27 protein-coding genes and 1 tRNA gene are annotated in these 25,885 nt (G+C 71.4%); 7 read left to right on the plus strand and 21 right to left on the minus strand.

What is annotated here, in order from left to right; genetic code table 11:
- Positions 1-59 precede the first annotated feature (59 nt).
- From glgX to dnaK, 12 genes are all read right to left on the minus strand, one after another.
- Positions 60-2,213, minus strand: a complete 2,154-nt coding sequence (glgX, locus tag D7D94_RS09710) for a glycogen debranching protein GlgX (RefSeq protein WP_246171760.1) — start codon at positions 2,211-2,213, stop codon at positions 60-62.
- A gap of 70 nt (positions 2,214-2,283) precedes the next feature.
- On the minus strand, positions 2,284-3,180 hold the full coding sequence (locus D7D94_RS09715) for a ribokinase (RefSeq protein WP_246171761.1): 897 nt from the start codon (positions 3,178-3,180) through the stop codon (positions 2,284-2,286).
- A 45-nt stretch (positions 3,181-3,225) separates the two neighbouring features.
- Positions 3,226-4,857: a fucose isomerase gene (locus tag D7D94_RS09720; RefSeq protein WP_156242412.1), complete on the minus strand. Its 1,632-nt coding sequence runs from the start codon at positions 4,855-4,857 to the stop codon at positions 3,226-3,228.
- Between the two features lie 17 nt (positions 4,858-4,874).
- Positions 4,875-5,744, minus strand: a complete 870-nt coding sequence (locus D7D94_RS09725) for a dihydrodipicolinate synthase family protein (RefSeq protein WP_156242413.1) — start codon at positions 5,742-5,744, stop codon at positions 4,875-4,877.
- Positions 5,741-7,390: a tripartite tricarboxylate transporter permease gene (locus D7D94_RS09730; protein ID WP_156242414.1), complete on the minus strand. Its 1,650-nt coding sequence runs from the start codon at positions 7,388-7,390 to the stop codon at positions 5,741-5,743. The genes D7D94_RS09725 and D7D94_RS09730 overlap by 4 nt, the downstream gene beginning before the upstream one ends.
- A complete protein-coding gene (locus D7D94_RS09735; protein WP_156242415.1) occupies positions 7,387-7,905 on the minus strand; it encodes a tripartite tricarboxylate transporter TctB family protein in 519 nt (172 codons plus the stop codon). Before D7D94_RS09735 ends, D7D94_RS09730 begins: the two co-directional genes overlap by 4 nt.
- A complete protein-coding gene (locus D7D94_RS09740) occupies positions 7,905-8,864 on the minus strand; it encodes a Bug family tripartite tricarboxylate transporter substrate binding protein (protein WP_156242416.1) in 960 nt (319 codons plus the stop codon). The genes D7D94_RS09735 and D7D94_RS09740 overlap by 1 nt, the downstream gene beginning before the upstream one ends.
- Before the next feature lie 95 nt (positions 8,865-8,959).
- A complete protein-coding gene (locus D7D94_RS09745) occupies positions 8,960-9,622 on the minus strand; it encodes a GntR family transcriptional regulator (protein ID WP_156242417.1) in 663 nt (220 codons plus the stop codon).
- Between the two features lie 75 nt (positions 9,623-9,697).
- The gene (locus D7D94_RS09750) at positions 9,698-10,141 is read right to left on the minus strand and encodes a heat shock protein transcriptional repressor HspR (RefSeq protein ID WP_156242418.1); all 444 of its coding nucleotides are present in this window, start codon (positions 10,139-10,141) and stop codon (positions 9,698-9,700) included.
- 17 nt (positions 10,142-10,158) lie between these two features.
- Positions 10,159-11,142, minus strand: a complete 984-nt coding sequence (locus tag D7D94_RS09755) for a DnaJ C-terminal domain-containing protein (protein ID WP_156242419.1) — start codon at positions 11,140-11,142, stop codon at positions 10,159-10,161.
- A 78-nt stretch (positions 11,143-11,220) separates the two neighbouring features.
- A complete protein-coding gene (locus tag D7D94_RS09760) occupies positions 11,221-11,838 on the minus strand; it encodes a nucleotide exchange factor GrpE (RefSeq protein WP_156242420.1) in 618 nt (205 codons plus the stop codon).
- Positions 11,838-13,697, minus strand: a complete 1,860-nt coding sequence (gene dnaK / locus D7D94_RS09765) for a molecular chaperone DnaK (protein WP_156242421.1) — start codon at positions 13,695-13,697, stop codon at positions 11,838-11,840. The genes D7D94_RS09760 and dnaK overlap by 1 nt, the downstream gene beginning before the upstream one ends.
- A 222-nt stretch (positions 13,698-13,919) precedes the next feature.
- Between dnaK and D7D94_RS09770 the strand changes: the two genes are divergently transcribed.
- The gene (locus tag D7D94_RS09770) at positions 13,920-15,326 is read left to right on the plus strand and encodes an MFS transporter (protein WP_425486970.1); all 1,407 of its coding nucleotides are present in this window, start codon (positions 13,920-13,922) and stop codon (positions 15,324-15,326) included.
- Entirely contained in the window at positions 15,323-16,162 is an 840-nt protein-coding gene (locus D7D94_RS09775) for an HAD family hydrolase (protein ID WP_173024282.1), read from the plus strand. The genes D7D94_RS09770 and D7D94_RS09775 overlap by 4 nt, the downstream gene beginning before the upstream one ends.
- A 122-nt stretch (positions 16,163-16,284) precedes the next feature.
- On the opposite strand, the gene D7D94_RS09780 is transcribed toward D7D94_RS09775, so the two are convergent.
- The gene (locus tag D7D94_RS09780; protein ID WP_156242423.1) at positions 16,285-16,854 is read right to left on the minus strand and encodes a MarR family winged helix-turn-helix transcriptional regulator; all 570 of its coding nucleotides are present in this window, start codon (positions 16,852-16,854) and stop codon (positions 16,285-16,287) included.
- A 114-nt stretch (positions 16,855-16,968) separates the two neighbouring features.
- Here D7D94_RS09780 and D7D94_RS09785 point away from each other — a divergent pair, with 114 nt between their 5' ends.
- Positions 16,969-17,574 carry a MarR family winged helix-turn-helix transcriptional regulator gene (locus D7D94_RS09785; protein ID WP_156242424.1) on the plus strand — a complete coding sequence of 202 codons (606 nt, stop codon included), beginning with the start codon at positions 16,969-16,971 and terminating at the stop codon, positions 17,572-17,574.
- The gene (locus tag D7D94_RS09790) at positions 17,571-17,936 is read left to right on the plus strand and encodes a YchJ family protein (RefSeq protein ID WP_156242425.1); all 366 of its coding nucleotides are present in this window, start codon (positions 17,571-17,573) and stop codon (positions 17,934-17,936) included. Before D7D94_RS09785 ends, D7D94_RS09790 begins: the two co-directional genes overlap by 4 nt.
- A 3-nt stretch (positions 17,937-17,939) precedes the next feature.
- Here D7D94_RS09790 and D7D94_RS09795 read toward each other — a convergent pair whose 3' ends face one another.
- On the minus strand, positions 17,940-18,665 hold the full coding sequence (locus D7D94_RS09795) for a lytic murein transglycosylase (RefSeq protein ID WP_246171762.1): 726 nt from the start codon (positions 18,663-18,665) through the stop codon (positions 17,940-17,942).
- An 83-nt stretch (positions 18,666-18,748) separates the two neighbouring features.
- On the opposite strand from D7D94_RS09795, the gene D7D94_RS09800 reads away from it, so the two are divergent.
- Positions 18,749-19,288 carry an NUDIX domain-containing protein gene (locus tag D7D94_RS09800; RefSeq protein ID WP_156242427.1) on the plus strand — a complete coding sequence of 180 codons (540 nt, stop codon included), beginning with the start codon at positions 18,749-18,751 and terminating at the stop codon, positions 19,286-19,288.
- 22 nt (positions 19,289-19,310) lie between these two features.
- Here the strand turns inward: D7D94_RS09800 and D7D94_RS09805 are convergent, their stop codons facing one another.
- Positions 19,311-20,783, minus strand: coding sequence for an AAA family ATPase (locus D7D94_RS09805; RefSeq protein WP_173024283.1), 1,473 nt, complete (start codon positions 20,781-20,783; stop codon positions 19,311-19,313).
- A 1-nt stretch (position 20,784) separates the two neighbouring features.
- On the minus strand, positions 20,785-21,390 hold the full coding sequence (gene dcd / locus D7D94_RS09810) for a dCTP deaminase (protein ID WP_173024284.1): 606 nt from the start codon (positions 21,388-21,390) through the stop codon (positions 20,785-20,787).
- A gap of 66 nt (positions 21,391-21,456) precedes the next feature.
- On the opposite strand from dcd, the gene D7D94_RS09815 reads away from it, so the two are divergent.
- Positions 21,457-21,530: transfer RNA gene (locus D7D94_RS09815), tRNA-Gly, on the plus strand.
- A 41-nt stretch (positions 21,531-21,571) separates the two neighbouring features.
- Here D7D94_RS09815 and D7D94_RS09820 read toward each other — a convergent pair.
- The 5 genes from D7D94_RS09820 to D7D94_RS09840 form a co-directional block, all read right to left on the minus strand.
- Positions 21,572-22,366: an anti-sigma factor gene (locus D7D94_RS09820; RefSeq protein WP_156242429.1), complete on the minus strand. Its 795-nt coding sequence runs from the start codon at positions 22,364-22,366 to the stop codon at positions 21,572-21,574.
- On the minus strand, positions 22,353-22,910 hold the full coding sequence (locus tag D7D94_RS09825) for an RNA polymerase sigma factor (protein ID WP_156242430.1): 558 nt from the start codon (positions 22,908-22,910) through the stop codon (positions 22,353-22,355). Before D7D94_RS09825 ends, D7D94_RS09820 begins: the two co-directional genes overlap by 14 nt.
- Before the next feature lie 34 nt (positions 22,911-22,944).
- Positions 22,945-23,682 (minus strand): class F sortase, encoded by a 738-nt coding sequence (locus D7D94_RS14525; protein WP_156242431.1) that lies wholly within the window; start codon positions 23,680-23,682, stop codon positions 22,945-22,947.
- A complete protein-coding gene (locus D7D94_RS09835; RefSeq protein WP_156242432.1) occupies positions 23,682-24,509 on the minus strand; it encodes a DUF4397 domain-containing protein in 828 nt (275 codons plus the stop codon). The genes D7D94_RS14525 and D7D94_RS09835 overlap by 1 nt, the downstream gene beginning before the upstream one ends.
- 107 nt (positions 24,510-24,616) lie before the next feature.
- Positions 24,617-25,375: an SDR family NAD(P)-dependent oxidoreductase gene (locus D7D94_RS09840; RefSeq protein ID WP_156242433.1), complete on the minus strand. Its 759-nt coding sequence runs from the start codon at positions 25,373-25,375 to the stop codon at positions 24,617-24,619.
- Positions 25,376-25,511: 136 nt separating this feature from the next.
- Here D7D94_RS09840 and D7D94_RS09845 point away from each other — a divergent pair, with 136 nt between their 5' ends.
- Positions 25,512-25,874 (plus strand): VOC family protein, encoded by a 363-nt coding sequence (locus D7D94_RS09845; protein ID WP_156242434.1) that lies wholly within the window; start codon positions 25,512-25,514, stop codon positions 25,872-25,874.
- The last annotated feature ends 11 nt before the right edge of the window (positions 25,875-25,885 follow it).

Raw genomic sequence — 25,885 nt, forward strand, 5'->3', positions numbered from 1 at the left:
CCTAGCCATCTCCCGCACCGGAAACCCAGGCTGGACAGACGCGTGTCGAAGTGAGACGCTCAGCGCGGCGCGCCGAGCGACTGCACGACCACCATGCTCTGCGGCCCCAGGACGAGCGGCTCCTCGATGGACACGCCCGTGCCGACCGGCACGGCCTCGTCGGTCGAGAGCACCACGCGCCCGGCGCGGATCCAGTCGTTCTCAGGATGGCGGATGGTCGTCTCGCCGGTTCCCGCGTTGAACCACAGCAGGAACGAGTTGTCCACGAGCTGCTCGCCGTGCGGGCCCGGCTCGCGCAGCGGGCCGCCGGAGAGGAACATCCCGATCGCCTTGAGGCCCTGATCCGCCCAGTCCCCGTGACGCATGCGGTGGCCCTCCGGGTGCAGCCACAGCAGGTCGGCGGGGCCGCCCTCGACCGTGGGCTGCCCCTCGAACCACCGGCGCTGACGCAGGGCGAGGTGCTCGCGGCGGAGGCGCAGCGCGGCCTTCGTCAGCTCGTACACGTCGAGCCATGCGTCGTCGGCGCGCCAGTCCACCCAGGAGATCTCGTTGTCCTGGCAGTAGGCGTTGTTGTTGCCGCGCTGCGTGCGGCCGCGCTCGTCGCCCGCGGTGATCATCGGCACGCCGTTCGACAGGCACAGCGAGGCCATGAGGTTCATCGCCTGCCGACGACGCCGGGCGACGATGTCGGCGTCGTCGGTCTCGCCCTCGACGCCGTGGTTCCACGAGCGGTTCGCGTCGGTGCCGTCGCGGTTCTGCTCGCCATTGGCCTCGTTGTGCTTGCCGTTGTAGCTCACGAGGTCGCGCAGCGTGAAGCCGTCGTGCGCGGTGATGAAGTTGATGGAGTTGTAGGGCGTGCGCTGCCGGCCGTAGAGATCGCTCGAGCCCGCCAGCCGCGTCGCGACGTCGGTGACGGCCGCCTGTCCGCGCCAGAAGTCGCGGAGGGTGTCGCGGTACTGGTCGTTCCACTCCACCCACGGCTGCGGCATCCGGCCCACGAGGTACCCCTCCGCGGACACGTCCCACGGCTCTGCGATGAGCTTCACGTGCCGCAGCACCGGGTCCTGGTCGATCGCCATGAGGAACGCGCACGCGAAGTCGACGTCGTAGCCGGTGCGGGTGAGCGCCGAGGTGAGATCGAAGCGGAAGCCGTCGACGTGCATCTCCGTCACCCAGTACCGCAGCGAGTCGAGGATGAGCCGCAGCGTCATCGGGTCGGTCGTGTTCACTGTGTTGCCGCAGCCGGTCACGTCCCAGTACGTGTCGTCGAAGCGGCCGTCCTTCGGCTTCACGCGCTTGTACGTGCCGCGGTCGTCGAGCCCGCGGAACGACAGCACCGGGCCGCGGGGACCGGACTCGGCGGTGTGGTTGTAGACGACGTCGAGGATGACCTCGATGCCGGAGCCGTGCAGCGCCTTCACCATGCGCTTGAACTCGTGCACCTGCCCGCCGCGGTCGCCGGAGGCCGAGTACGAGGCATCGGGCGCGAAGAACGACTGGGTGTTGTATCCCCAGTAGTTCGTGAGACCGCGATCGAGGAGGGCCGGCTCCGAGAAGAACTGCTGCACGGGCAGCAGCTCCACCGCCGTCACGCCGAGGTCGTGCAGGTAGTCGACGACCGCGGGCTCGGTCAGCCCCGCGTACGTCCCCCGCAGGTGCTCGGGGATGCGGTCGTGGAGCTTCGTGAACCCCTTCACGTGCAGCTCGTAGATCACGGTGTCGCGCCATCGCCGCTTGATGGGCTCCTCGCCCTGCCAGTCGAACGACGGGTCCACGACGACGCTGCGAGCCGTGTACGCGGCGGAGTCCGCGTCATCGCGCAGCGCGGGGTCCTCCCAGTTCACGCCGTACAGCGGCTGCTCCGCGACGATCGTGCCGCTCGTCGCGAGCGCGTACGGGTCGAGCAGCAGCTTCTTCGGATTGTGCCGGAACCCCTGGGACGGATCCCACGGGCCATCCACCCGGTAGCCGTAGCGCTGGCCGGGGACGATCCCGGGGACGGCGCCGTGCCAGATCCCCTGGGAGTGCTCGGTCAGCTCGTGGCGCGTCTCGGAATCCGTGTCATCGAACAGACAGAGCCATGCCCGGGTGGCGTGCGGGGCGTGCACCGCGAAGTTCGTCGCCTCGGCGGTCCAGGTCGCGCCGAGGGGCCAGTTGCGACCTGGCCAGATCGCTCTGCTCTCCCCGGTGCGGGACCACGTTTCCGGACTCACTCCCATATTGTCCACGACGCGAGGCGGCTAAGGGTCCGTCTGGTGCGAGACGGCGTGAACGCGAGGCCCGTCAGCCGAGCGCGGCGACGATCTCGGCCCGCTCCGGCATCGCCGCGGCGGCACCGGGCCTCGTCACCGCGATCGACGCCGCGACGCTCGCGGCGTCGACCGCGCGCTCGAGCGGCTCACCGCGGATGAGCCACGCCACGAGCACGCCGACGAAGGTGTCGCCCGCGCCGGTGGTGTCGACCGCGTCCACCGCGCGCGCAGGCACGGCCGCGACGATCTCCGCGTCGCGGGCGACGAGCACGCCCCGGGCGCCGCGGGTGACGATCGCCGTGCCGCCCGCCCCGCTGAGGCGGCGTGCGGCGGCCTCGACGTCGGCGCATCCCGAGAGCGCGAGCGCCTCCGCCTCGTTCGGCACGAGGATGTCGGCCAGTGCCACCAGCCGCGCGGCGTCGGGATGCACGGGCGCGGGAGTGAGCACGGTGAGCGCCCCCGCCGCACGGGCCGCGGCGAGCGCCTCCTCGACGAGCGCGAGCGGGCGCTCGAGCTGCACCACGACCGCCGCAGCGCGCGCGATCCACGCGCGGTCGCCATCCGTCAGGTCGTCGGCGGCGTTCGCGCCCGCGACGATGACGATGCTGTTCTCGCCGCCGTCGAGCACGCTGACCTGGGCGATGCCGGTCGCCGTCGGGCCGGTGCGGAGCCCCGAGACGTCGACGCCCTCGCCGGCGAGGAACTCCCGCAGCTCGCCGCCGAACCCGTCGTCGCCGACCGCGCCGAGGAACATCACCTCGGCGCCCGCGCGGCGTGCGGCGACGGCCTGATTGAGCCCCTTGCCGCCGGGGCCGGTGGTGAAGTCCGTGCCCGCCATGGTCTCGCCGGGCTCGGGCAGCCGCGGCTGCCGGGTGACGAGATCCATGTTGGCGCTGCCCAGCACGACGACGGGTCCTGCTTCGCTCACTCGGGTCCTCCTCGAGACGGTGTTCCCCGTCACGCTACCGGCGCGTCAGATGCGCACCTCGCCGGCCAGGTTCACGCGAATGCCCATCCGATCGAGCATCGCGGCCTTCGCCACCAGCGCGCGGTCGGCGGTCTCCGCGTCGGGGGCGTAGACGACCTGCGCGTGGTTGGCCCGGTGCCGCGCCATGAACTGATCGCGGTCGATGCCGTGCAGCACGACGTGCGCGATGGGCCACTCCGGGTTCGTCGCCTGCTTGCGGCGCTCGGTCTCCTCGGCCGGCAGCTCCACCGCGGTGCCGCGGAAGATGTCGGCCTGCAGCACGCCCTCGGCGATGAAGACACGGGAGATGACGAGCTCGCCGGGCTTCGAGACCCCGTTGACGGTCGCGCCGCCGGCAGGGAAGAAGACCGGGTCCTGCCGCCATCCCTCGGCCTGGTCCCATCCGCCGAGGTGCGAGCCGGGGACGGAGCCGGAGATCTCGTAGACCCACACGAACCGGCCGTCGTACTCCTCGCCCCAGCGCACGTCGTGCAGGGTGTTGTCGGGCACCAGCCCCATCGCGGTCCAGACGCGGTCGGTGACCAGCGCGTCGACCGCGACACCCTCGTCGGCTTCGTTGAAGTGCGGCAGCGCGCGCCCCGCGTAGAGCTCGCGGGAGCCGTCGCGGGAGTGCACCGGCGGGCGCTCGGTCGAGTTCAGCAGCCCCTCGGCGAGGTCGGACGCGGGCACGAGGTCCTTCAGGCCCTGCTGGTACTGGATGCCCACGGCGTCGAGCCCGAAGTCGTCGGCGATGCGCAGCGCGGCAATGTACATCTTGAACTGCCAGCGCAGCTGCGTCTCGGTGAGCTCGGTCCTCTCATCGCTCCCGAGGCGGAAGGTCATGCCGCGATCGCGCAGCCAGGCGCCGACCGCGTCGGCCTCCTCGTCGGGCACGGTGAGCATCTCGGCGTACAGGGCGGACTGCGACAGCCGCTCCTTGTAGATGCCGGTGGGGTTCAGCAGCTCGTCGTCGAAGATCGCGTTGTACATGCCCATGCAGCCCTCGTCGAAGACGCCGATGAGCGCCTTGTCCGCCAGCAGCTGGTCGCCGAGCGCGCGGCCGAGCTCCCGCTCCGCGCTCTCGGGCAGCTCGGGCAGCGGCCGCACGTGCGAGGTGTCGTGGGCGATGCTCCCCGTCTCGATCCACTCGCGGATGCCGTCGCGGAACCAGTCGTCGGCGAAGTCGACCGACCAGATCGTGGCGTAGTCGCGGCCCATCTTCGCCAGACCCGCGTTGAGCCCGAGGAGCCCGACGAGGCCGGGCCAGTCGCCCGCGAAGTTCGCCACCGTGAGCACCGGGCCGCGGTGGGTGCGGAGGCCGGCGAGCACGTGATGGGAGTACTGCCACACCGCCTCGGCGACGATGAGCGGAGCGTCCTCGGGGATGGTCTTAAAGACCTCCAGGCCCATCCGCTGACTCGAGATGAAACCGTGTCCGGTGTCGGGATCGATGTCGTTCGCGCGGACGACCTGCCAGCCGAGACCCTCGACCACGCGCGTGACGGCGGCCTCCAGCTCGACCTGCGTCGGCCATCCGGCGGTGTTGGCCGACTCGCGCAGATCGCCGCTCGCGATCAGGTAGGCGGTCTTCGGGGCGAGCTCGGGGCGGATGGCCGGAGCGGGGAGGGTGTAGGACATGTGGGCTCCTCTCGGGGTCAGCGGTGGGCCGCGATGACGCGGTCGATCTCGGACAGCGCGTCGGCGGACGGCTCGTCGAGCGCCATGCGGCAGTGGCCGTCGGCGACGCCCATGGCGCGGTAGGCCGCCTTCATGCGCGGCATGTCGCCGCCGATGACCGAGACGATGTCGTCGACGTCGGCCTGCGCGGCCGCCACGCGGTCGGAGTCGCCGGAGTCCGCTGCGGCGGCGAGCGCGCGGAAGGGCTTCGGCAGCACCGACGACACTCCCGACACCACACCCTGCGCGCCCACCCCGCCCGCTGCGACGAGGTCGCGGTCGGCGCCGGTGTAGATGACGAACTCGTCGGGCACCGCGGCGCGGTACGCGGCGATCTCCTCGAGCGAGAGCTCGCTGGCCTTCACCCCCACGATGTTGGTCCGCTCGGCGAGACGCCCGAGGAGCTCTGGCGAGACGGGATTGCCGGTGCGCGCGGGATAGGCGTAGACGTAGAGACTGCCCTCGCCCACCGCGTCGGAGAGGGTGTCGTAGTAGCGCAGCAGCGCGTCGTCGGAGGCCGGCAGGTAGTACGGCGTGACGGCGGCGAACTCCGTCGCGCCGAGCTCGCGCGCCCTGTGCACGCGTCGCACCGCCTCGAACGCGCTGGGTGCGCCGACGTGCACGACCACGCGCATGGCGTCGCCGAGGTCGGCGAGGGCGGCCTCGACGAGCTGCGCGAACTCCGCGTCGTCGATCGCCGGGAACTCCCCGGTCGTGCCGAGGACGAAGGCGCCCTCGTTGCCCGACTGCGCGACGTAGCGGAAGATCGACCGGCTGCCCTCGAGATCGAGGCTGCCGTCGGCGTGGAACGACGTCGGCACGGCGGTGAGGATGTCTCGGCGGGTCATGAGCGGGGCTCCTTGCGGTTCTTGCGGCGGCGCTGCGGCTGCGGAGCCCCGTCGCTGCGGATGGTCGAGGTGAGCAGATCGGGTCGGCCCCGCAGCTCGTCGTGAGCCTGCTCGATCTCGGCGACGGTCTCGTCGCTGAGCACGGAGTCGGCCAGGGAGGCGCGCTTCTCGCGCGGGCGCCGCGCGTTGCGGATCACCGGCACGACGACCGAGGCCACCGCCAGCGCGAGGAGGACGAGCGCGATCGGGCTCACCACCGAGAAGAAGGGCTGCGTGGGCAGGATGGCCAGGGTGCGGGCGAGGTTCTGCTCCGCCAGCGGGCCGAGGAGGAGTCCGAGGACCACCGGCCCCGCGGGGATGGCCAGGCGCTTGAAGGCGAGGCCGACCACGCCGAAGACGAGCATCTGGACGACCGCGGAGATGCTGTTCGACGTCGCGTAGGTGCCGATGATGCAGAAGACGAGGATGCCGCTCCACAGGTACGGGCGGGGGATGTCGAGCAGCTTCACCATGCCGCGCATGCGCACCAGGCTGAGCCCGAGCGAGAGCAGCGTGGCCACGGTCATGATCGCGGTGATCGAGACGACGAGCTCCGGGCGGTCCGCGAACAGCGTCGGCCCGGGGGTGATCCCCCAGATGATCATCGACCCGATCATCACCGCCATCACGGAATCGCCCGGGATGCCGAGCGCCATGGTCGTGGTGAGCGATCCGCCGAGCGTGGCACTGGAGGCGGTGTCCGACGCCGCGACGCCCTCGATCGACCCCTTGCCGAACAGCTCGGGCTGCTTGGACGCCGCGCGAGCGCGCTCCCAGCCGATGAGGCCGGCGATGTCGCCGCCGGCGGCGGGGATGAGACCGACACCGAGACCCACCGCGCCGCTGACGGCGACCGCGCGGCCGGTCTGCTTGAGCTCGCCGCGGTTCGGCATCCACCGTCCGAGGGACGAGATGGGCCGCACCTTCGACTCGTGGTGGGTGATGAGCTGATCGAGCAGCTCGGCGATGCCGAACAGGCCGATGATCACGGCGATGAAGTTGAGGCCCTCGGCGAGCTCGAGCACGCCGAACGTGAAGCGCTGGTCGGCGGTGGCTGCGTACGTGCCGACGCTGCCGAGCATGAGCCCGATGAGACCGGCCAGCACGCCCTTCAGCATCGACTTCGAGGAGATGCCGATCATGATCGCGATGCCGAAGAGCACGAGGGCGAAGAGCTCCGGCGAACGGAAGTAGTTGCGCGCGAGCGTCGCGATCGGCACGGCGAGTGCGGCGAACAGCACGATCGAGGCGAGGATGCCGACCGCGCTGACGATGGCGGAGATGGTCAGGGCGAGTCCCGCGCGCCCCTGCTTCGCCATGGGGTAGCCATCGAGCGTCGTGGCGACCGAGGCGGGCGTGCCCGGGGTGTTCACGAGGATGGCCGGCACGCGGTCGCCGAAGTTCGCGGCGACGTAGATCGTGAGCAGCACCGCGAGACCCTGCACGGGCTCGAGCGTCATCGTGAACCCGGCGGCGAGCGCGACCGCCATGGTGGCGGTGATGCCGGGGAAGGCGCCGACGAGGAAGCCGAGCAGGAGCCCGACGAGCATGTAGAGGGCGACGGAGATGTCGAGGAGGGAGCCGAGGCCCTCGGCGAGCGCGTTCACAGGGGGATCCTCAGGAGCATGCCGAACACGACGTAGATGAAGGCCGTGATGGCGAGGGGATAGACGATGAGCCCGATCCAGCGCCGCTGCCCGAAGACGAGCATGAGCACGAAGAGGTACAGGGCGGCGACGATCGGGAAGAGCTCGATCCGGTAGCCGAAGGCGATGACATCGCCCACCGACCACAGCGCGATGAACGCGGCCGAGACGACGAGGGCCAGCGTCGCGCGCAGCCAGCCGCCGGGCGAGACGCGCTCGAGGTCGTCGCGCGTGGCGGGCGGGCGGGTGACGGCGATGGCGAGGAGGGCGATGGCGACGGCCACCGCCGCGACCCCCAGCACGATGGGCCAGCTGCGGGCGTCCATGCCGCCTGCGGACTCGCGGCGCAGCTCGATCTGCGTCGCCAGCGCGAGGTAGACGGCGGATCCCGCCAGTGCGAGCACGGCGAAGGCGACCTCGAGCGCCCGAGACGGGCGCGGAGGGGCGCCCGTCTCGATGTCGACGGACGAGCTCATCAGCCCAGCAGCTCCTGGAACTGCGTGAACTGGTCCTCCACGAACGTCGTGAACTCGGCGGAGTCGCGGTAGACGACGAGGTTGCCCGCGTTCTTCTGGAAGTCCTGGTACGTGTCGCTCTCGACGGCTTCGGCGATCGCGGCCTCGAGCGTGTCGTGCACGTCGCCCGGGAGACCGGCGGGGGCGTAGATGCCGCCCCAGCCGCCGAACTCGACGTCCTCGCCGACGGCCTCGGAGACGGTCGGCACGTCGGGCAGGTCGGGGTGGCGCTCGTCGTGCATGATCGCGAGGATGCGCACGGAGTCCTCCTGCGCGAGGGCCTCGCCCACGCCGGAGACGGCCGCGACGACCTCTCCCGACGCCGCGGCGCTGACCGCGGTCGCACCGCCGTCGTAGGGCACCGGCTGGAATTCCGCTCCGACGGCCTCGCCGAGGCCGAGGGTCGCCGCCTCCCAGATGGAGCCGGCTCCCGAGTTCGAGACGGTGACCGCGCCCGACTCGGCCTGCGCGACGAGGTCCTCCAGCGACTGGATGTCGCTGTCGGCGCTCACCGAGATGACACCGGGGGCGAGCATGATCTGTCCGAGGAGGTCGTAGTTCTCCGGCAGCACGTCGGCGTTCTGCGTGGTGTTCAGCATGGAGATCTCGACGGGGCCGAAGCCGATGACGTAGCCGTCCGGCTCCTGCTCGGCGACGTACTCCATGGCGAGCGCACCCGAGGCGCCGGGCATGTTCTCGGGGATGACGCTCACGTCGAGGATTCCCTCGAGCTCGGTCGCCAGAGCGCGCGAGGAGAGGTCGGAGCCGCCGCCCGCGTCGGCCTGGATGATGAGGCGGATGTCCTTCTCCGGGTACGAGGAGGCCTCCCCCTCTTCGGCGACGGGGGTGCAGGCGGCGAGCGCCACGGCGGTGAGGCCGGCGCCGGCGATTGCTGCGGCGAAACGGATGGGGCGGGGCATCGTTGCTCCTCTCGGTGCGATCCCGAACGGCGATGTCGGGCGAGACGAGCATGACACGTTTACTGTTAACAGTCAACGCTGGCCGTGCTGGCCGGTCAGGAACGACTGAGCAGCTCCAGGCGCATGCGGTCCTCGGCGCGCTTCAGATGGTCGACGAGCTCTCGCTCGAGCGCGCCGCGGTCCTCTCCCCGAACGAGGTCGTAGAGCCGACGATGCGCCTCGGCCGATTCGTGCAGGTCGTCGTCGTGATTGATGGTGACGTCGAGGAGGGCAGCGAACGTCGGCTCGTACTGGCGCCACGTCGCGAGCAGCCGCGGGTGCCGCGCCATCTCGTAAAAGAGGGAGTGGAATCGGACGTCGGCCCGCTGGAAAGCGGGATGGTCGCCCTCGTCGGCCGCCGCGGCCATCCGCTCGACGCAGTCGCGCATCGGCTGCCACGCCTCGTCGTCCCGCACCTCCGCCGCCCGGTTCACGGCGAGCCGCTCCAGAGCAGCGCGCAGACTGTACAGCTGCTCGACATCGTCGGCAGTGAGTCCGATGATGTAGATCCCGCGAGGGCGACGGACTTCGACGAGACCCTCGTAGCTCAGCTGCGATACGGCGTCGCGCACGGGGCCGCGGCTCACCTGGAACTCCTCGGCGACACCCTCCTCCGTGAGGCGGTCCCCCGGCCTCAGCTCGCCGCGCACGATGCGCTGGCGGATGATGTCGGCGACCTGCGCGCCGAGCGAGACCCCCCTGTCGACCTTGTCGCGCATCGCTCACTCCCTCGGTATTCGTTGACTGTCAACAGAATACCGCGAGAAGCCGCTCCCACCGGGAGAGATTCGCGCTCAGGACCCCGGACGAGGGCGCCAGAGGACGACGTCGGTCTGGCGACGCACGCGCGTTCCCGCGCGGAGCGTGACGACGGCGCCGTTCGCGCTGGTGGCGAAGACCCGCGCACCCGGGCGCTGCTCGCGCTCCTCCCGGAGCTCCTGCTCGAGCTCCCGCACCCGCCCGCGCAGCTCCTGCACCTCGTTCTCCATGTGCAGGATGCGCTCGATGACGGCCAGGCGGACGCCCTCCGTCGACAGCCGGGCGACCTCGCGCAGCTGCTCGATGTCGCGCACGGAGTAGCGGCGCGAGCCGCCGCGGGTGCGGCCGGGCACCACGAGCCCGATGCGGTCGTACTGGCGCAGGGTCTGCGGATGCATCGCGGCGAGCTCGGCCGCCGCCGCGATGGGGAAGATCGGCGCCTCGGGGTCGATCTGGGTGGGGTCGATGGGGACCGGCATGCTGCTCACCTCCTGAGCTACTGCTGGGCCTTGGCCATCATGTCCGCGCGCGGGTTCTCACGGGACTCCGCCTCGCGGTACGCCTCCAGCGCCTCGCGGGCGCGCTCGTCGAGATGCGCGGGGACGGCCACCTGCACTTCGGCGAGGAGATCGCCGGTGCCCTTGGACGTGACGATGCCGCGCCCCTTGACGCGCAGCACGCGACCGGACGGGGTGCCGGGGGCGACTCGCAGCTTGACGGTCTCGCCGCCCAGCGTCGGCACCTCGATGGTCGCGCCGAACACGGCCTCGGTGAAGGTGACCGGCACCGTCACGCGGACGTTCAGGCCCTCGCGGGTGAAGACGGGGTGCGGGCGGACAGCGACCTCGACGACGACGTCGCCGTTCTCGCCGCCGTCCGGCGACGGCCGGCCGCGGCCGCGCAGGCGGATCTTCTGCCCGTCCGCGACGCCGGCGGGAACCTTCACCTTGAAGGGCCTGCCGTCCTCGCCCTGGAGGGTGATGGTCTCGCCGCGCGCGGCGGTGGTGAAGTCGAGGGTCGTGCGCGCGCGCACGTCGGCGCCGCGCGACGGGCCGCCGAAGCCGCGGTATCCACCGGTCGACTGTCCGAACCGCCCGGAGCCGAAGCCGGGGCCGCCGCCGCCGGAGAACATGGAGAAGATGTCGTCGAAGTCACCCGGCGTGGAGGTGCGCTGCTGCGTGAACCGGCTGAAGACGTCGTCGAAGCCGCCGCCGCCGCCTCCGGGAGCCGTGAAGCGCGCACCGGATCCCATGGCGCGCAGCTCGTCGTACTCCTTGCGCTGCTCGGCGTCGGAGAGCACCGAGTACGCCTCGCTGATCTCCTTGAACTTCGCCTCGGCGGCCGCGTCGCCCGGGTTGGAGTCGGGGTGGTACGTGCGGGCGAGCTTGCGGTACGTCTTCTTGAGCTCGGCCTCGCTCACGCCCTTGTCGACGCCGAGGACCTTGTAGAAGTCCTTGTCGAACCAGTCCTGACTGGCCATCTGCACCTTCTTCGCGGGTTGGTTCTGCGACGTGAGGGGAGGGAGGACGGCCGGCCCCCGCAGGGGCCGGCCATCGACTCACTCCGCGGGGACGGCGACGACGACCTTCGCCGGCCGCAGCTCCACGTCGCCCAGTCGGTAGCCGACCTCGACGACCTCGAGGATCGTGCTCTCGGTCGCGCCGGGGACGGGCTGCTGGAAGATCGCCTCGTGACGCTGCGGGTCGAACTCCTCGCCGGCCGCGCCGTAGGCGACGACGCCGAGCCGCTCGGCGACCGCGCGGAGCTTGGCCCCGACGGCGGAGAACGGGCTGCCCTCGCCGAGGTCGCCGTGCTTCTCGGCGCGGTCGAGGTCGTCGAGCACCGGCAGGAGACCCTTCACGGCCTCCCCGCGCGCTCGCGCGATCTCGATCTCGCGCTGCTCCTCGGTGCGCCGGCGGTAGTTGGCGTACTCCGCCTGCAGACGCTTGAGGTCGTGCAGCAGCTGCGTCTCGTAGTCGCTCTTCTCGGCCTCGGCGGCCTCGTCGGTCTGCTCGGCGCCCAGGATGTCGTCGACCGTCAGGCCGTCGCCATCCGCGGCCTCAGCCGGCTGCGCCGCGGGGTCGGCGGCATCTGCCGCCGACCCCTCGGCGTCCGGCTGGACCTCGGCGCCGTCGGGCTGCTCGCCCTGGGGCTCCTCGAAGTCCTTGTCCGTCATCAGCTCTTCTTCTCGTCCTCGTCGTCCACGACCTCGGCGTCGATGACGTCCTCATCCGCCGAGCCCTGCTCGCCGGTCGGGGCGTCCTGCGGCGCCTGCTCCTGAGCGGCCTGACCCTGCTGGTAGATCGCCTCGCCGAGCTTGGTCTGGCTCTCGTTCAGCTTGTCGAACGCGGTCTTCACGGCGTCGTCGTCCTCGCCCGCGAGCGCGGTCTTCAGAGCGTCGACGTCGGCCTTGACCGAGTCCTTCACGTCGGCGGGGAGCTTGTCGTCGTTGTCGGCGATCAGCTTCTCGATCGAGTACGCGAGCGTCTCGGCCTGGTTGCGGACATCCGCGGCCTCGCGGCGCTTCTTGTCCTCGGCCGCGTGCTCCTCGGCGTCGCGGACCATCCGGTCGATGTCGTCCTTCGAGAGCGACGAGCCGCCCGTGATGGTCATCGACTGCTCCTTGCCCGTGCCCTTGTCCTTGGCGGACACGTGCACGATGCCGTTCGCGTCGATGTCGAAGGTGACCTCGACCTGCGGCACGCCGCGGGGAGCCGGCGCGATGCCGGTGAGCTCGAAGGTGCCCAGCGGCTTGTTGTCGCGGGTGAACTCGCGCTCGCCCTGGAAGACCTGGATGGCCACGGACGGCTGGTTGTCGTCTGCGGTCGTGAAGGTCTCGCTGCGCTTGGTCGGGATGGCCGTGTTGCGCTCGATGAGCTTGGTCATCACGCCGCCCTTGGTCTCGATGCCGAGGCTCAGCGGAGTGACGTCGATGAGGAGGACGTCCTTGCGCTCGCCCTTCAGCACGCCGGCCTGGATGGCGGCGCCGACGGCGACGACCTCATCCGGGTTGACGCCCTTGTTGGGCTCCTGGCCGGTCTCGCTCTTGACGAGCTCGCTGACGGCCGGCATGCGGGTCGAGCCACCGACGAGGACGACGTGCGCGATGTCGGACACCTTGATGCCGGCCTCGCGGATGACGTCCTGGAAGGGCTTCTTGGTCCGCTCGAGGAGGTCCTTCGTGAGCTCCTCGAACTTCGCGCGCGAGATGTTCTCCGACAGCGACACCGGGCCGCTCTCCGTGAGCGACAGGTAGGGCAGGTTCACGCTCGTCGAGGTGGAACTGGAGAGCTCCTTCTTCGCCTGCTCCGCGGCCTCCTTGAGGCGCTGCAGGGCGATCTTGTCGCCCGAGACGTCGACACCGGTCGTGGCCTTGAACTGCTTGATGAGGTAGTCCACGACGCGCTGGTCCCAGTCGTCGCCGCCGAGGCGGTTGTCGCCGGCGGTCGCACGCACCTGGATGGTCGAGAAGTCCTCGTCCTTGCCCACCTCGAGGAGCGAGACGTCGAACGTGCCGCCACCGAGGTCGAAGACGAGGATGAGCTCGTCCTCCTTGCCCTTGTCCAGGCCGTACGCGAGAGCGGCGGCGGTGGGCTCGTTGATGATGCGGAGCACGTTGAGGCCCGCGATCTCGCCAGCCTCCTTCGTCGCCTGGCGCTCGGCGTCGTTGAAGTACGCGGGGACCGTGATGACGGCGTCGGTCACGGTGTCGCCGAGGTACTGCTCGGCGTCGCGCTTCAGCTTTTGGAGGATGCGCGCCGAGATCTCCTGCGGCGTGTAGTTCTTGCCGTCGACGCCGAAGCTCCAGTCGGTGCCCATGTGGCGCTTGACGGATGCGAGCGTGCGGTCGACGTTGGTGACGGCCTGGCGCTTGGCGGTCTCGCCGACGAGCACCTCGCCGTCCTTCGTGAACGCGACGACCGACGGGGTCGTGCGGAATCCCTCGGCGTTGGCGATGACCTTCGGCTCGCCGCCTTCGAGGACGGAGACGACCGAGTTCGTCGTCCCGAGGTCGATACCCACAGCACGTGCCATGTTGCTTCTCCTTCTGTCGCTGCCTGAAGTCCACGCGCGATGTTGAGTCGCGCTGACTCAAGCGTACGAGTCGAAAGCGGAGAAGTCAACGAACTTGATAGAGATCGGCTCAAGTTCCGCTCCTGTTCCCGCCGGAGACACCGATCCTCGTGGCATGAGCGCGCACGCGCCCCACGCGTAATACTGGGCTCAGGCGCGAACGCGCCGACGGAGGAGGCCCGCGTGACCGTTGACCCCGAATCCGGCCGCGTGCCGATTCCCCCCGCCACGGCCGACAGCGCCGCCGTCCCCGTCATGGGCCTCGCCCTCGCGGAGGAGCGGCCGACGCCGAAGAGCGTCGTCTTCGCATGGGCGCTGTGGGACTGGGCCACGCAGCCGTTCAACACGGTCATCCTCACGTTCATCTTCACGGCGCTGTACCTCACCACCGACGCATTCCTCCCACCCGAGACCCAGGCGCTCCCAAAGGACGCTCCCGAGAAGGTGGCGGCGCTCGCCGACCTCTCCTCGGGGCTGGGATGGGGCACCACCGTGGCAGGGCTCCTCATCCTCCTGCTCGCGCCCGTCCTCGGGCAGCAGGCGGACGCCGCGGGACGGCAGAAGCTGTGGCTGGGGATCGGAACAGGCGCGCTCATCGCCACCATGCTCGGCCTGTGGTTCGTCGAGCCCACACCGTCGCTCTTCTGGCTCGGGGTCGCGCTCATCGCGGCGGGGACGGTGTGCGGCGAGATCGCCGCGGTGAACTCCAACGCCATGCTCGTGGGCATCGCCACCCCGAAGACCATCGGGCGCATCTCGGGCCTCGGATGGGGCTTCGGCTATCTCGGCGGCATCGTCGCGCTGGTCATCGTGATCGTCTTCTACGCGAGCGGATGGTTCGGGCTGCCGGACGAGGACGGCCTGCCTTTCCGGATCATCGCGGTCGGCTGCGCGCTGTGGGCGATCGTGTTCGCCATCCCCGTCTTCCTGAAGGTGCCGGAGCCCTCGCTGGGTCGGCCCGAGCGCCGCGTGGGGTTCCTGCGCTCCTACGCGCTGCTCGTGAAGGACGTCGCCGGGCTCTACCGCTCCCCCGCGACCCGGCCGACCTTCTGGTTCCTGCTCTCCAGCGCCGTGTTCCGCGACGGGCTCGCCGGCGTCTTCACGTTCGGCGCGGTCATCGCCGCCAACGTGTTCGGCTTCGAGTTCCTCGAGGTCGTCGTCTTCGGCGTCGCCGCCAACCTCATCGCCGGCGTCTCCACGATCCTCGCCGGACGCGTGGACGATCGCGTCGGCCCCAAGCGGGTCATCCTCTTCTCGCTCGCGGCGATGACGGTCGCGGGCCTCGCGGTCTTCACGCTCGCCGACGCCGGTCGGGTGGTCTTCTGGGTCGGCGGCCTCGTCCTGTGCGTCTTCGTCGGACCAGCCCAGGCCGCGTCCCGCTCGTTCCTCGCCCGCGTGACGCCCGCCGGGCGCGAGGGCGAGATCTTCGGCCTCTATGCGACGACCGGACGTGCGGCGAGCTGGATGTCGTCGGCGATGTGGTCGATCCTCATCGTCGTGGGGGGTGCCACCTCGTTCGGCATCCTCGGCATCGTCGCGGTGCTGCTCGCCGGCTTCCTCCTCCTGCTTCCCGTGCGGGCCGCGCCGTGACCGCGCCGTTCCGACGGCGGATCGTGTTCCTCGACATCGACGGCACGATCCTGCGGCACGACGGGACCATTCCCGCGGCGACGACCACGGCCATCCGCCGCGCCCGCGCGAACGGCCACCTCGTCTTCCTCGCGACGGGCCGCACGCCGTTGGAGATCGACGAGCAGGTGACCGACATCGGCTTCGACGGCGTCGTGGCGGGCGCGGGCGCCTTCGTCCAGCACGAGGACGAGTGGATCATCGAGCGGCTCATGCCGGAAGCGGCATGCCGGCGACTGCGCGAGGAGTTCGACGCACTCGGGCTCGACTACGTGCTGCAGGGTCGGGAATATGCGTATCCCACTCCGGGCATGCAGGCCCGCCTGCGCGCCCAGCTCGGGCTGCCGGAGCATGACGGCCGCGACGGAGCCGCCGAGCGAGGGCTCGGGCGCTACCTGGGACCGATCGCGCCACTCCGCCACGACCTCACGGCGAAGGCCGTCTTCTCGGGCGATGACCTGGGGGCATATGACGATGTGGTGCGGGCGGTGGGTGCCGAGTTCACCGTCATCACCGGCACCATCCCCGGCATGGGGACCGCGAGCGGAGAGGTGTCGATGCCCGGGGTGACCAAGGGAAGTGCGATCCTCGAGCTGCTGGACCGCATCGGCATGGACCCCGCGGACGCTATCGCCATGGGCGACAACAACAACGATCTGGAGATGCTGGAGGCCGTCGGTCTCGGCATCGCGATGGGCAATGGGACCGTACAGGCCAAGCAGGCGGCGGACGAGGTCACCGAATCCATCGACGAGGACGGCCTCGCCCGCGCCTTCGCCCGCCACCGGCTGATCTAGGGCCGCGCGCGGGCGAGGCGGGACACACCGCAGGAGATCTGAGGGGCTCGACCGCCCGCACCCGCGCCATGACGCGGCCCGCGGCTCGAACCCGAGGCGGATCTCCTGCGGTGTGTCCGGTGTCAGGGCGCGGGGCGGCGGCGCGGGTCGGGCCAGGCGTCGGCCAGCCGCCCCAGGAGATCGGCGAGTTGCGTGCGCTCCTCGGCCGTGAACCCCGCGAGCGCCTGCTCCACCGCCTCGGCGCGCGCGCCATGCGAACGGGCGGCGAGCGCGCGGCCCTCGTCCGTCAGCGCGATGAGGGTGCGCCGCGCATCATCCGGGTCGGCTTCGCGTCGCGCATGCGCGGTCTCCACGACCGCCTGCACGAGCCGGCTGGCGCGGGGCTGGTCCACACCGAGGCGCTCGGCGATCGCTCCGACCGACAGCGGCCCGTCGGCAGCCGCGAGCAGCTCGAGCAGGCGCAGCCGGGCCATCGAGCGCCCGAAGGGTCCGTGCATGTGCGCACCGTGATACGGGCCGTGCGGCCCGCGCTCCGCGTGCTCGCCATGGGGGTGATGCGGATGGCCGTGCTCCCCCGGTGACGGCCGCTCCGCCTGCGCATCTCCGTCCGCGGGAACCGGGCCCGGCCGCCCCAGGCGCAGTCGGGAGAGGGCCGTCGCGATGCGCGCGGTGGGATCCGCCGTCTCTGCCATGCCTCAAAAATACATGACACTTGACATGCACGCTGTTGCATGTCATTCTGCATATACATGACAGATGACATTGAACAGCGATCCGCTCCCGGATCGCCACAGGAAGAGGACCCCATGACCACGACCGATGACACCACACCCCGTCCGCTGCGCTTCTGGCTGAAGGCAGCCGCCGGCCGTCTCGCCGACGAGCTCGACGCCGCACTGCGGAGCGAAGCCCTCGACCGCCGCGAGTGGCGCCTGCTGAAGAGCCTCGCCCGCGCCGATTCCGCCGCCCTCCAGGAGAGGCTGGCCGACCGGCCTCACCGCCTCGAGCGCCTGACCCACCGCGGATGGGTCGCTCAGGCCGAGGACGGATGGCATCTCACCGACGACGGACGCGCGGGGCTCGAGCGCGTGAGCGCGCGTTCCGCGGCCATCCGCGACCGCGTGAGCGCGGCCGTCTCCCCCGACGATCTCGCCGTCACGACCGCTTCGCTCGAGGCCATCGCGCGCGAGCTCGGCTGGGAGGAAGGCCAGCACCACCGTCGCGATCACCGCCGCGGTCACCGTCGCGGTCACCGCGAGGGGCCCCGCCCGCACGGCCAGCACCACCCGCACGAGCAGGGCCATCCGCACCTGCGCAGCCACGGCCATCCGCACACGCCGGACCACGGCCACGAGCACGGCCATCACCACGATCACCCCTGCGCGCCTCGCGGTCGTACGCTCGAGGGATGAGCTTCGCCGAGACGTGCCCCTGCGGCAGCGGTCGCCCCTACCCGGCGTGCTGCGGCGCGCTGCACGCCGGGGCCCGCGTCGCGGCGACGCCCGAGGAGCTCATGCGCTCCCGATACAGCGCCTTCGCGAAGGGCGACGCGGACTACCTCGCCCTCACCTGGCACCCCCGCACGCGCCCCGCGGACCTCGCGCTCGACGCCGCCACCACGTGGACGGGGCTCGAGATCGTCGAGGCCGCGGGCGACGAGGTGTCGTTCATCGCGCACTTCACCGCGCCGAACGGCCCGGGCCGCCTCGCCGAGACGTCCCGGTTCGCGCGTCGCGGCGGCCGCTGGTTCTACGTCGACGGTGACGTCTCGTAGGGGTCAGCCGGCGTCGCCGTAGCGCGTCGCCGCCTCGGCGACCTGCCGCTGGTAGTCGCCTGTGTCGTTGTACGAGCGGATGGCCTCGATCCAGCTGGCCGCGCCGGTGAGGGTCGCGTGCTGCCGGCAGAGGTAGCGCGCGGCGGTCAGTGCCGCGTCGTCGATGTCGTGAGGATCCACGGCTCCGTCGCCATCGCCATCCACGCCCCAGGTCGTCCACGTCTCGGGGATGAACTGCAGCGGCCCCACCGCCCGGTCGCCCTCCGTGTCGCCGTCGAGCACGCCGCCGTCGGTGTCGGCGATGTCCATCGTCTGGTTCGTGCCGTCGAGGGGGATGCCGATGATGGCCGGCCGCGCGACTCCGTCGTCGTCGACGGCCCCGCCCTGCAGCGTGCCGTGCCGGCTCTCGACGTAGCCGATGCCGGCGAGGGTGTTCCAGCCGACTGTGCAGCCGAAGACCGAGCGGGCGTCGAGGTCGGCGCGGGCATAGGCGGCGAGCGCGCGCTCGGGGATCTCGGTCTCCGCGGACACGCGCTCGAGCCACTCCGCCTCGACGTCCGAGCCGTCCGCGGTCGGTGCTGCGGCTGCCGGAGACGCCGACAGCGGAGCGTCCGCCGCACTCGGCCGCGTGGCCACCGCGATCAGCCCGGCGATGACGGCGATCACCGCGACGGCGCATACCGCCGCGATCACCCCGCGCGCTCGCGCTCGCGCGCGTCTTCTCGTCACCCTCTCAGTGTGCCGCACCCGTCCGCCCGCCTGCCTCGGCCATCCGCGTCGGCCATCCCCGTCGTCGTCTCTACGATGGCGACATGGGCTGGCAGACGAGAAGCACGCGCGTGACGTACGAGAACCCGTGGATCCGCGTGCGGGAGGACGAGGTCGTGCGGCCCGACGGCGGGGACGGCATCTACGGCGTCGTGGAGCTGCGGCACCCGGCGGTCTTCGTCGTCGCCCTCGACGCGGACGAGCGCGTGCTGCTCGTCGAGGTCGACCGATACACGGTCGGCTCTTCGTGGGAGGTCGTCGCCGGTGGCAGCGACGGCGAGCCCGCCGAGACGGCGGCCCGGCGCGAGCTGCTCGAGGAGACAGGGCTCGAGGCCGACGAATGGGTCGAGGTCGGGCGGATGGACGCCCTCAACGGGATCTGCATCGCGCCGGAGACGGTCTTCCTCGCGCGCGGGCTGCGGCAGGTGGCGGATGCCGACGCGCACCGCGCCGAGGAGGGCATCACGCGCTCGCGCTGGGTGGCCATCCGCGACGCGCTGCGCATGACGGCGACGGGCGAGCTGACCGACGGCGAGTCGATCGCGGCCCTCGCGATGGCGGCCGTGCACCTCGGGAAGCTCTGACGCCGGGCGCACGTCCGCGCGGTCAGACACCGTCCGCCGGCTCGCCCTCGTCGGGCGTCGGCCCACCGCCGAGCGGCGACCAGCCGAAGCTCCCGGACGTCGACACCGCGTCGTCGGCTTCGAGGAGCGCCGGGTTCGACCCCAGCAGCGTGCGAGTCAGCTGATCGCGGGTGTCGAGCATCTCGTCCAGCGCCTCAGCGAGGTCCTCGTCTCGCGCGTCGCGTCCGCCGAGGACGGCGCGCAGCACGGTGCGACGGATCAGCTCCTTCGCGAACGACGCCGTCACCCCTTCTGCACGCTCGGCGGCCGCGTCGAGAGCAGCGCCCGACAGCGACGACCGCTCGCCGTAGAGCCGGAACAGGCGGCGACGTGCGGCCACGTCGGGCAGCGGGATCTCGACGGCGAGATCGACGCGGCCGGGGCGGGCGGCGAGGGCCGGCTCCAGCAGGTCCGCGCGGTTCGTCGTCATGAGGAACGCGATGTCGGCGTCCTCGCCGACGCCGTCCAGGGCATCGAGGATCTCGAACAGCAGGGGCTGCGGGCCCCCGAACATCCCGCGCTCCATCGCGATGAGGTCGATGTCCTCGAACACGAGCAGCGCCGGCGCCATGGCCCGAGCCAGGCGCGCGGCCTCGGCCACGAACTGGAGGCTGCCGCCCTGCAGGAGGATGGCCGTCCGCTCGGGGGTCGCGGTGAGCAGATGCTGCACGGTGAGGGTCTTCCCGGTGCCGGGAGGGCCGTACAGCAGCACCCCGCGCTTGAGGTGCTGACCGCTGGCGCGCAGCGAGGCGGAATGGACGCCGATGTCCACGACGTGGCCGGCGACGCGCGCCAGCAGCCCCTCCGGAAGGATGACGTCGGACGCGGCCACCTCGGGGCGTCGAAGGAAGGTGAAGCCGCCCGCGCCCTGTCCGAACTCGTCCGGCGTGAAGCTCACGACCTGGCCGCGGATGTGACTGAGCGCGTTCATCCGCCGTCGCACCTCGGCGAGGAGAGCAGCACCGGTTTCGGGGGTCGCCGCGAGCGCCTCGATGGTCACGGCCTCGCGGCCGTACATCGGCGCCGCTCCGCGGAGGAGAACCGCCACCGGCTCGGAGTCGACGTGCAGGAGGTGGATGCCGAACGACACGACCTGGCGGCTCGTGTCCGGACCCGTCGCCGCGGCGCTGTAGTCGACCGGACCCGGCGAGAACGCGGCGTACCGGTGCCGCAGGAACGCCGAGAAGTCCTCGTGGTTGCGCTCCTGACCGCCGGAGACGCCGATCAGCTCGGCATCCGGGTCCTCGGCGGCGAGCGAGTCGAGCGCGGTGCTGACGTCGGCCAGCCGGTGTCGCCCCACGGTGTCACGCGTGACGGGCAGGTCGTGCGCTTCGCGCCCGAGGAAGTCGGCGACGTGCTGTCCGAGGACGGTCGGCCGGGGCTCCCTGGTATCGGGAAGCTCGTTCAGGCGCTGCAGCAGCCGCTGCAGGCCGCCGAGGAGCTCCTCGTCACCCATCTCAGGCGCCCGCGGAGCCGGCGTCGCGCACCGAGACATCGGTGCGGTGGAAGCTCTGGAACGAGCGCGACGCGGTCGGACCGCGCTGACCCTGGTAGCGGTTGCCGTACGGGCCGGAGCCGTACGCGTTCTCGGCCGCCGAGCTGAGCTGGAAGAAGCACAGCTGGCCGATCTTCATTCCCGGCCACAGCTTGATGGGCAGCGTCGCGACGTTGGAGAGCTCGAGCGTGACGTGCCCGGAGAACCCGGGGTCGATGAAGCCCGCGGTCGAATGCGTGAGGAGTCCGAGGCGCCCGAGCGACGACTTCCCCTCGAGGCGCGCGGCGACGTCGTCCGGCAGCGTCACCCGCTCGAACGTCGACCCGAGCACGAACTCCCCCGGGTGCAGGATGAACGCCTCGTCCGGGTCGACCTCGACGAGGTGCGTGAGGTCGGGCTGGTCCTGCGCAGGGTCGATGAAGGGGTACTTGTGGTTGTCGAAGAGCCGGAAGTACCGGTCGAGCCGCACGTCGACGCTCGACGGCTGCACCATCTGCAGGTCCAGCGGGTCGAGGCCGATCCGCTCGGCGTCGAGCTGGGCCTTGATGTCGCGATCGGAGAGCAGCACGGTGCCAGCGTAGTGGGCCGCCCGCGCGCTCCTGTTATGCTGGCGGAGTCGCGTGCAGCGCGATGCGGGGCTGTAGTTCAATGGCAGAACTTCTGCTTCCCAAGCAGATAGCGCGGGTTCGATTCCCGTCAGCCCCTCCACCTTCTCTCCGGCGCCCGGAGTCGTCGGGAACGCCCTTCACTCAGATGAAGTCGAGCTCGCCGCGCACGATGGAGTCCCCGGAGTGCCCAGGGTCGCCGTCCAGCGGCTCGAACGAGATGTCGACGAGGTTGTACTGGCCGAGGTCGACTCCCTCCGGCACGAGGAACGAGCCGGACGCGTCCTCCAGCACGCCGAGACTGATGAGCGCCTCGCCGTCGTTGCGGATGAGCCAGACCTCGCGATAGTCGCCGGCCTTCTGCTCGTCGCCTTCGAGCGTCACCGTGAGCGTGCGCACGCCGTCGCCCTCGTCGGCGACCTCGGCCTCGCCGGCCGACTGCGGATGGTCGGGGAACGCATCGAGTTCGGCCGACGCCACGACCGCGGCCGGGGTGGACAGCGTGCGCACGACCCAGACGCCGGTTCCGAGCGCGACGACGAGAGCCGCCGACGCCGCGAGCACCCACAGGGTGCGCAGCGAGCGGCGAGCGCGCATGGTCGCCCGGCCGGGCACTGCTTCCGCAGCGGGCGCCGCCTCGGCTGCCGGCTCGGGTCGCAGCGACGGCAAGACGGATGGCTCGGGGGAGGCCGTCAGCGGATCCGCGGCGAGCGCCGCATCGAGCCCGAGCTCGCCGTGGATGCGAGACCACACCGCGCCCGGCGGCGTCTCGAGGCTCCCGTCGACGATGCTCGATCGGGCGACGAGCGCCGCGTGCGACAGCTCGTTCACCTCCGCCGCGCAGGCGCGGCACTCGGCGAGGTGCTGCAGGTCGGCGTCGGAGTCGATCCGCTCGCCCATCGCGAGCAGGGCGAGCGTCTCGTCGTCAAGATGCGACACGGTTCACCTCCAGTCGACCGCGCATGCGGGTGAGGCTCCGGCGGATGTGGCTCTTCACGGTACCGAGCGGCATGCCCGTCCGCCTGGCGATCTCCTCATGAGTCAGGTCGTCGTAGAACGCGAGCCGCATGACCTCGCGCGCGTCGGGCGCAAGCTGCTGCAGCTCGCTCGAGATGAGCAGCGTCTCCGACAGGTCGATCTCCTCGGAGACGAGCTCGCCGGGCGGTGTGATGCGCTCCAACTCGGCCTGCAGCTGCTGCACCTTCGCCCTGGCCTGGAAGGTGTCGGCGATGCGGCGGCGCGCGATGGCGATGAGCCAGGTGGAGAGCCGCGCCTTCGACGAGTCGTAGCTCGCGCGGGAGTTCCACGCCGACACGAAGGTCCGCTGTGTGACGTCCTCCGCGTCGCCGCGGTCGTTCAGCGAGCGCAGCGCGAGCGTGAAGACCACCGGCGACCATCGTCGATAGAGCTCTGCGAGAGCGCGTTCGTCGCCCGCGACGAAGCGCCGGTCGAGTGCCGATTCGGCCTCGGTGGCATCGTCCACCGGACCTCTCCTTCCCATGGTGGTCATGCTCGCCTCATCGCGGAACCGCCACCGCGACGACGTTATCGCGATAGTGGCCGGTCGCGCTGTCGAAGGGCCCGCCGCAGGTGATGATCACGAGGGCAGCAGGGCCGCTGCGGGCGAACAGCTCGTCGGCGGGGAGCGCCGTCTTCTCGTAGTACGTGAGCGACTGGATCTCGAAGTCTCGCGCCGCGCCATCCGCCATCGCGATCGATACGGTCTCCCCCTCGCGCACGTCGCGCAGACGGGCGAGCGGACCGATGGGGTACCCGACCTCATCGACATGCGCGGCGATCAGGATGCGCCCTTCCGCGCCCTGCGCGTCGGCGCCGTACCGGTACCAGCCGGCGACGGCGGGATCGTCGGGCAGCTCCATCTGCCCGGTCTCCGCCACACCGACGTCGATGACGCTCATGTCGACGTCGAGCGACGGGAGGGCGAGACGCACCGGCGGCACGACCTGCCGCGCTTCGGGCAGCGTGCCGGGACGGACCGGGACGGTCGGCCGGGGCGTCGGGGCCGGCGTGGGGACGACTGTGGGAGTCGCCGTGGGGATGGCTGTGGCCGCGTCGGGCGCCGTCGCGGCCGGGAAGGAGGCGGGCGAGGACGAGGCGGGGGTTGCCTCGGGAGCAGGGGGAGAGTCCTCGCCCGCCTCGGTCTGGGAGCACGCCGCGAGGCACGCCGCGAGCGCCACGGTCAGTGCCGCCGTGAGGCGCCGCCGTCCGCGTGCTCGCGGCGTGCCTCGGGACATCAGCGCACCGAGGCGCGACGGCGGACCATCAGGCCCGTCCCGACGCTCAGCGCGATCACGAGGGCGCCGGCGCCGCCGATGGCGAGTGCCGTGGTGGACGCGTCCTGCTGAGCGAGGTAGCCCGCGGTGCCGGAGGGCACGCCATCCGGAGCCGAGTGCAGGCCGCCGATGGTCTGCGCGGCGATGGCGAGGTTGCCGTCCTCGGCGCTGCCCCACGCGTAGAGGATGGTGTTGACGCCCTCCTGCACCTCGACGTCGGTGGGGCCGATGACCGGGTCGGTCGTGCCGGCCAGCGCCACCGCGGCGGAGACCGTGCCGGCCGCGAGGTCGAGCTTCTCGTCGTTCGGGTTCGTCAGACCCTCGATCACGGGCGAACCGCCGGCGAGGATGTCGACGGCGGGAGCGGCGGCGGTGTGACGGACGGTGAGACGCCCCTCACCCGGGGCCGTCGCGGAGACGTCGTTCGTGAACACGTCGAGACCGGGCTCGCCGGCCTCGGTGAGGTGGGCGACGGCCGTGTAGTCGGCGCCGCTCTCGAGCGTGACCGTGGCGGGGCCGAGGATGGGCTCGCTGTCATCGGCCGCATCCGGCGCGGTCAGGGCGACCTCGTAGTCGCCGGCGGGGAGCTCCAGCGGGCCCGCCAGGTCTCCGGGGGCGAAGTCGTCGAGGGTGAGGTCGCCGTCGACGTACACGTCCACGGGAGTGTCCGGGATGCCGTGCAGGACCGACAGCTGAGCTGCCTCGTCCGTGGCGGCGGTGGCCGGCATGGCCAGGCCCAGAGCGGTGATCATTCCGACGGCGAGGCCGGCGGCGGCTGTCTTGCGCATCTTCTTCCTCCTGAAACCCGGGGCTGCTCGGTGCTGCCCTTCATAGGAGTTGTTCCTCGAGCGACCCGATCTTGGATGCAGATGAATGAAGATTTCTTCGCGAGCCGCTAGCGCAGGTGCGAGGCGCCGTTGAGATCGAGCACCGCGCCCGACGCCCACCGCGCCTCCGCCGACGTCAGATAGAGGACCGCCGCGGCCACTTCCTCGGGCGTGCCCACCCGGCCGAACGGGCTCTGCGCCTTCACGGCCTCGCCACCCGGCCCCGCCAGTCGCACCTCCTGCCGCTCGGTCGCGATGAACCCGGGGGCGACCGTCGACACTGCGATCCCGTGCGGCGCGAGGGCGACGGCCAGGGACTGCCCGAGCGCGTGCAGGCCCGCCTTCGCCGCGCCGTAGGCGGGGAAGTCCGGCTCGCCGCGCTGCGCACCGCGCGATCCGATGTTGACGATCGCACCGGGGGTGCCGCTCGCGATCATCGCGTTCGCGACGAGGTGGCTCACGTTCGCGACCGCGAGGAGGTCGATGTCGACCATGCGCCGCCAGACGCGCGTCCAGGTGGCGTAGTCGGTCTCGTCCACACGGTGGTACGTGTCGTCGCCCGGTGCGATCGCCGCGTTGTTCACGAGGATGTCCAGGGATCCGAACGCCGCGAGCGTCTCGTCCACCACCCCCTGCGCCACCTCTGCGTCAGCGAGATCGCCGCCGACCAGACGATGCCCCTCTCCGTGCAGAACGGCGAGGGTCTCCTCCGCGGCGGCGGGGTCCGATCCGTAGTGCACCGCCACCTGATCACCGCGTCGACTCAGCGCGACGGCGATGGCGCGTCCGATGCCGCGAGATGCGCCGGTGACGAGTGCATGGGGCATCGAGGTGTCCTCCTGAATCGGGGCGATGGACGGCGGATGCACGTCACCTGTCGACGCTACCCGGCTCGGGCCCGTCGCCGCCCCGAGCGCTCCGAGACCCGTTGACCCGCTCGGGACCGCGCCGTACCCTCCCCCCGTGACCGTCGACACGCTGTTCCCGATCCTCCGCACGACCGACCTCGATCGGCTCGTGCGCTTCTACGAGGAGGCCTTCGACGGCGACGTGCGCTATCGCTTCGCCCCCGAGGGACGCGACGTCTACGTCTCCCTGGCGGTGGGCGGCGGCACCGTCGGCGTCGGGTTCGAACCGGACGCTGCGCGCGGCGATGCGATCGCCCTGTGGATCTACACGGATTCCGCCGACCGCGCCTTCGCGCGCGCGGTCGACGCGGGCGCGGCGCCGGTCAGCGCCCCCGAGGACACGGCGTGGGGCGAGCGGATGGCCCAGGTGCGCGATCCAGACGGCAACCTCCTGTATCTGGCCGTCGCCTCCGCCTGACCGGCCCGCGC

This window comes from Microbacterium oryzae, assembly GCF_009735645.1.
Classification (GTDB): Bacteria; Actinomycetota; Actinomycetes; order Actinomycetales; family Microbacteriaceae; genus Microbacterium; species Microbacterium oryzae.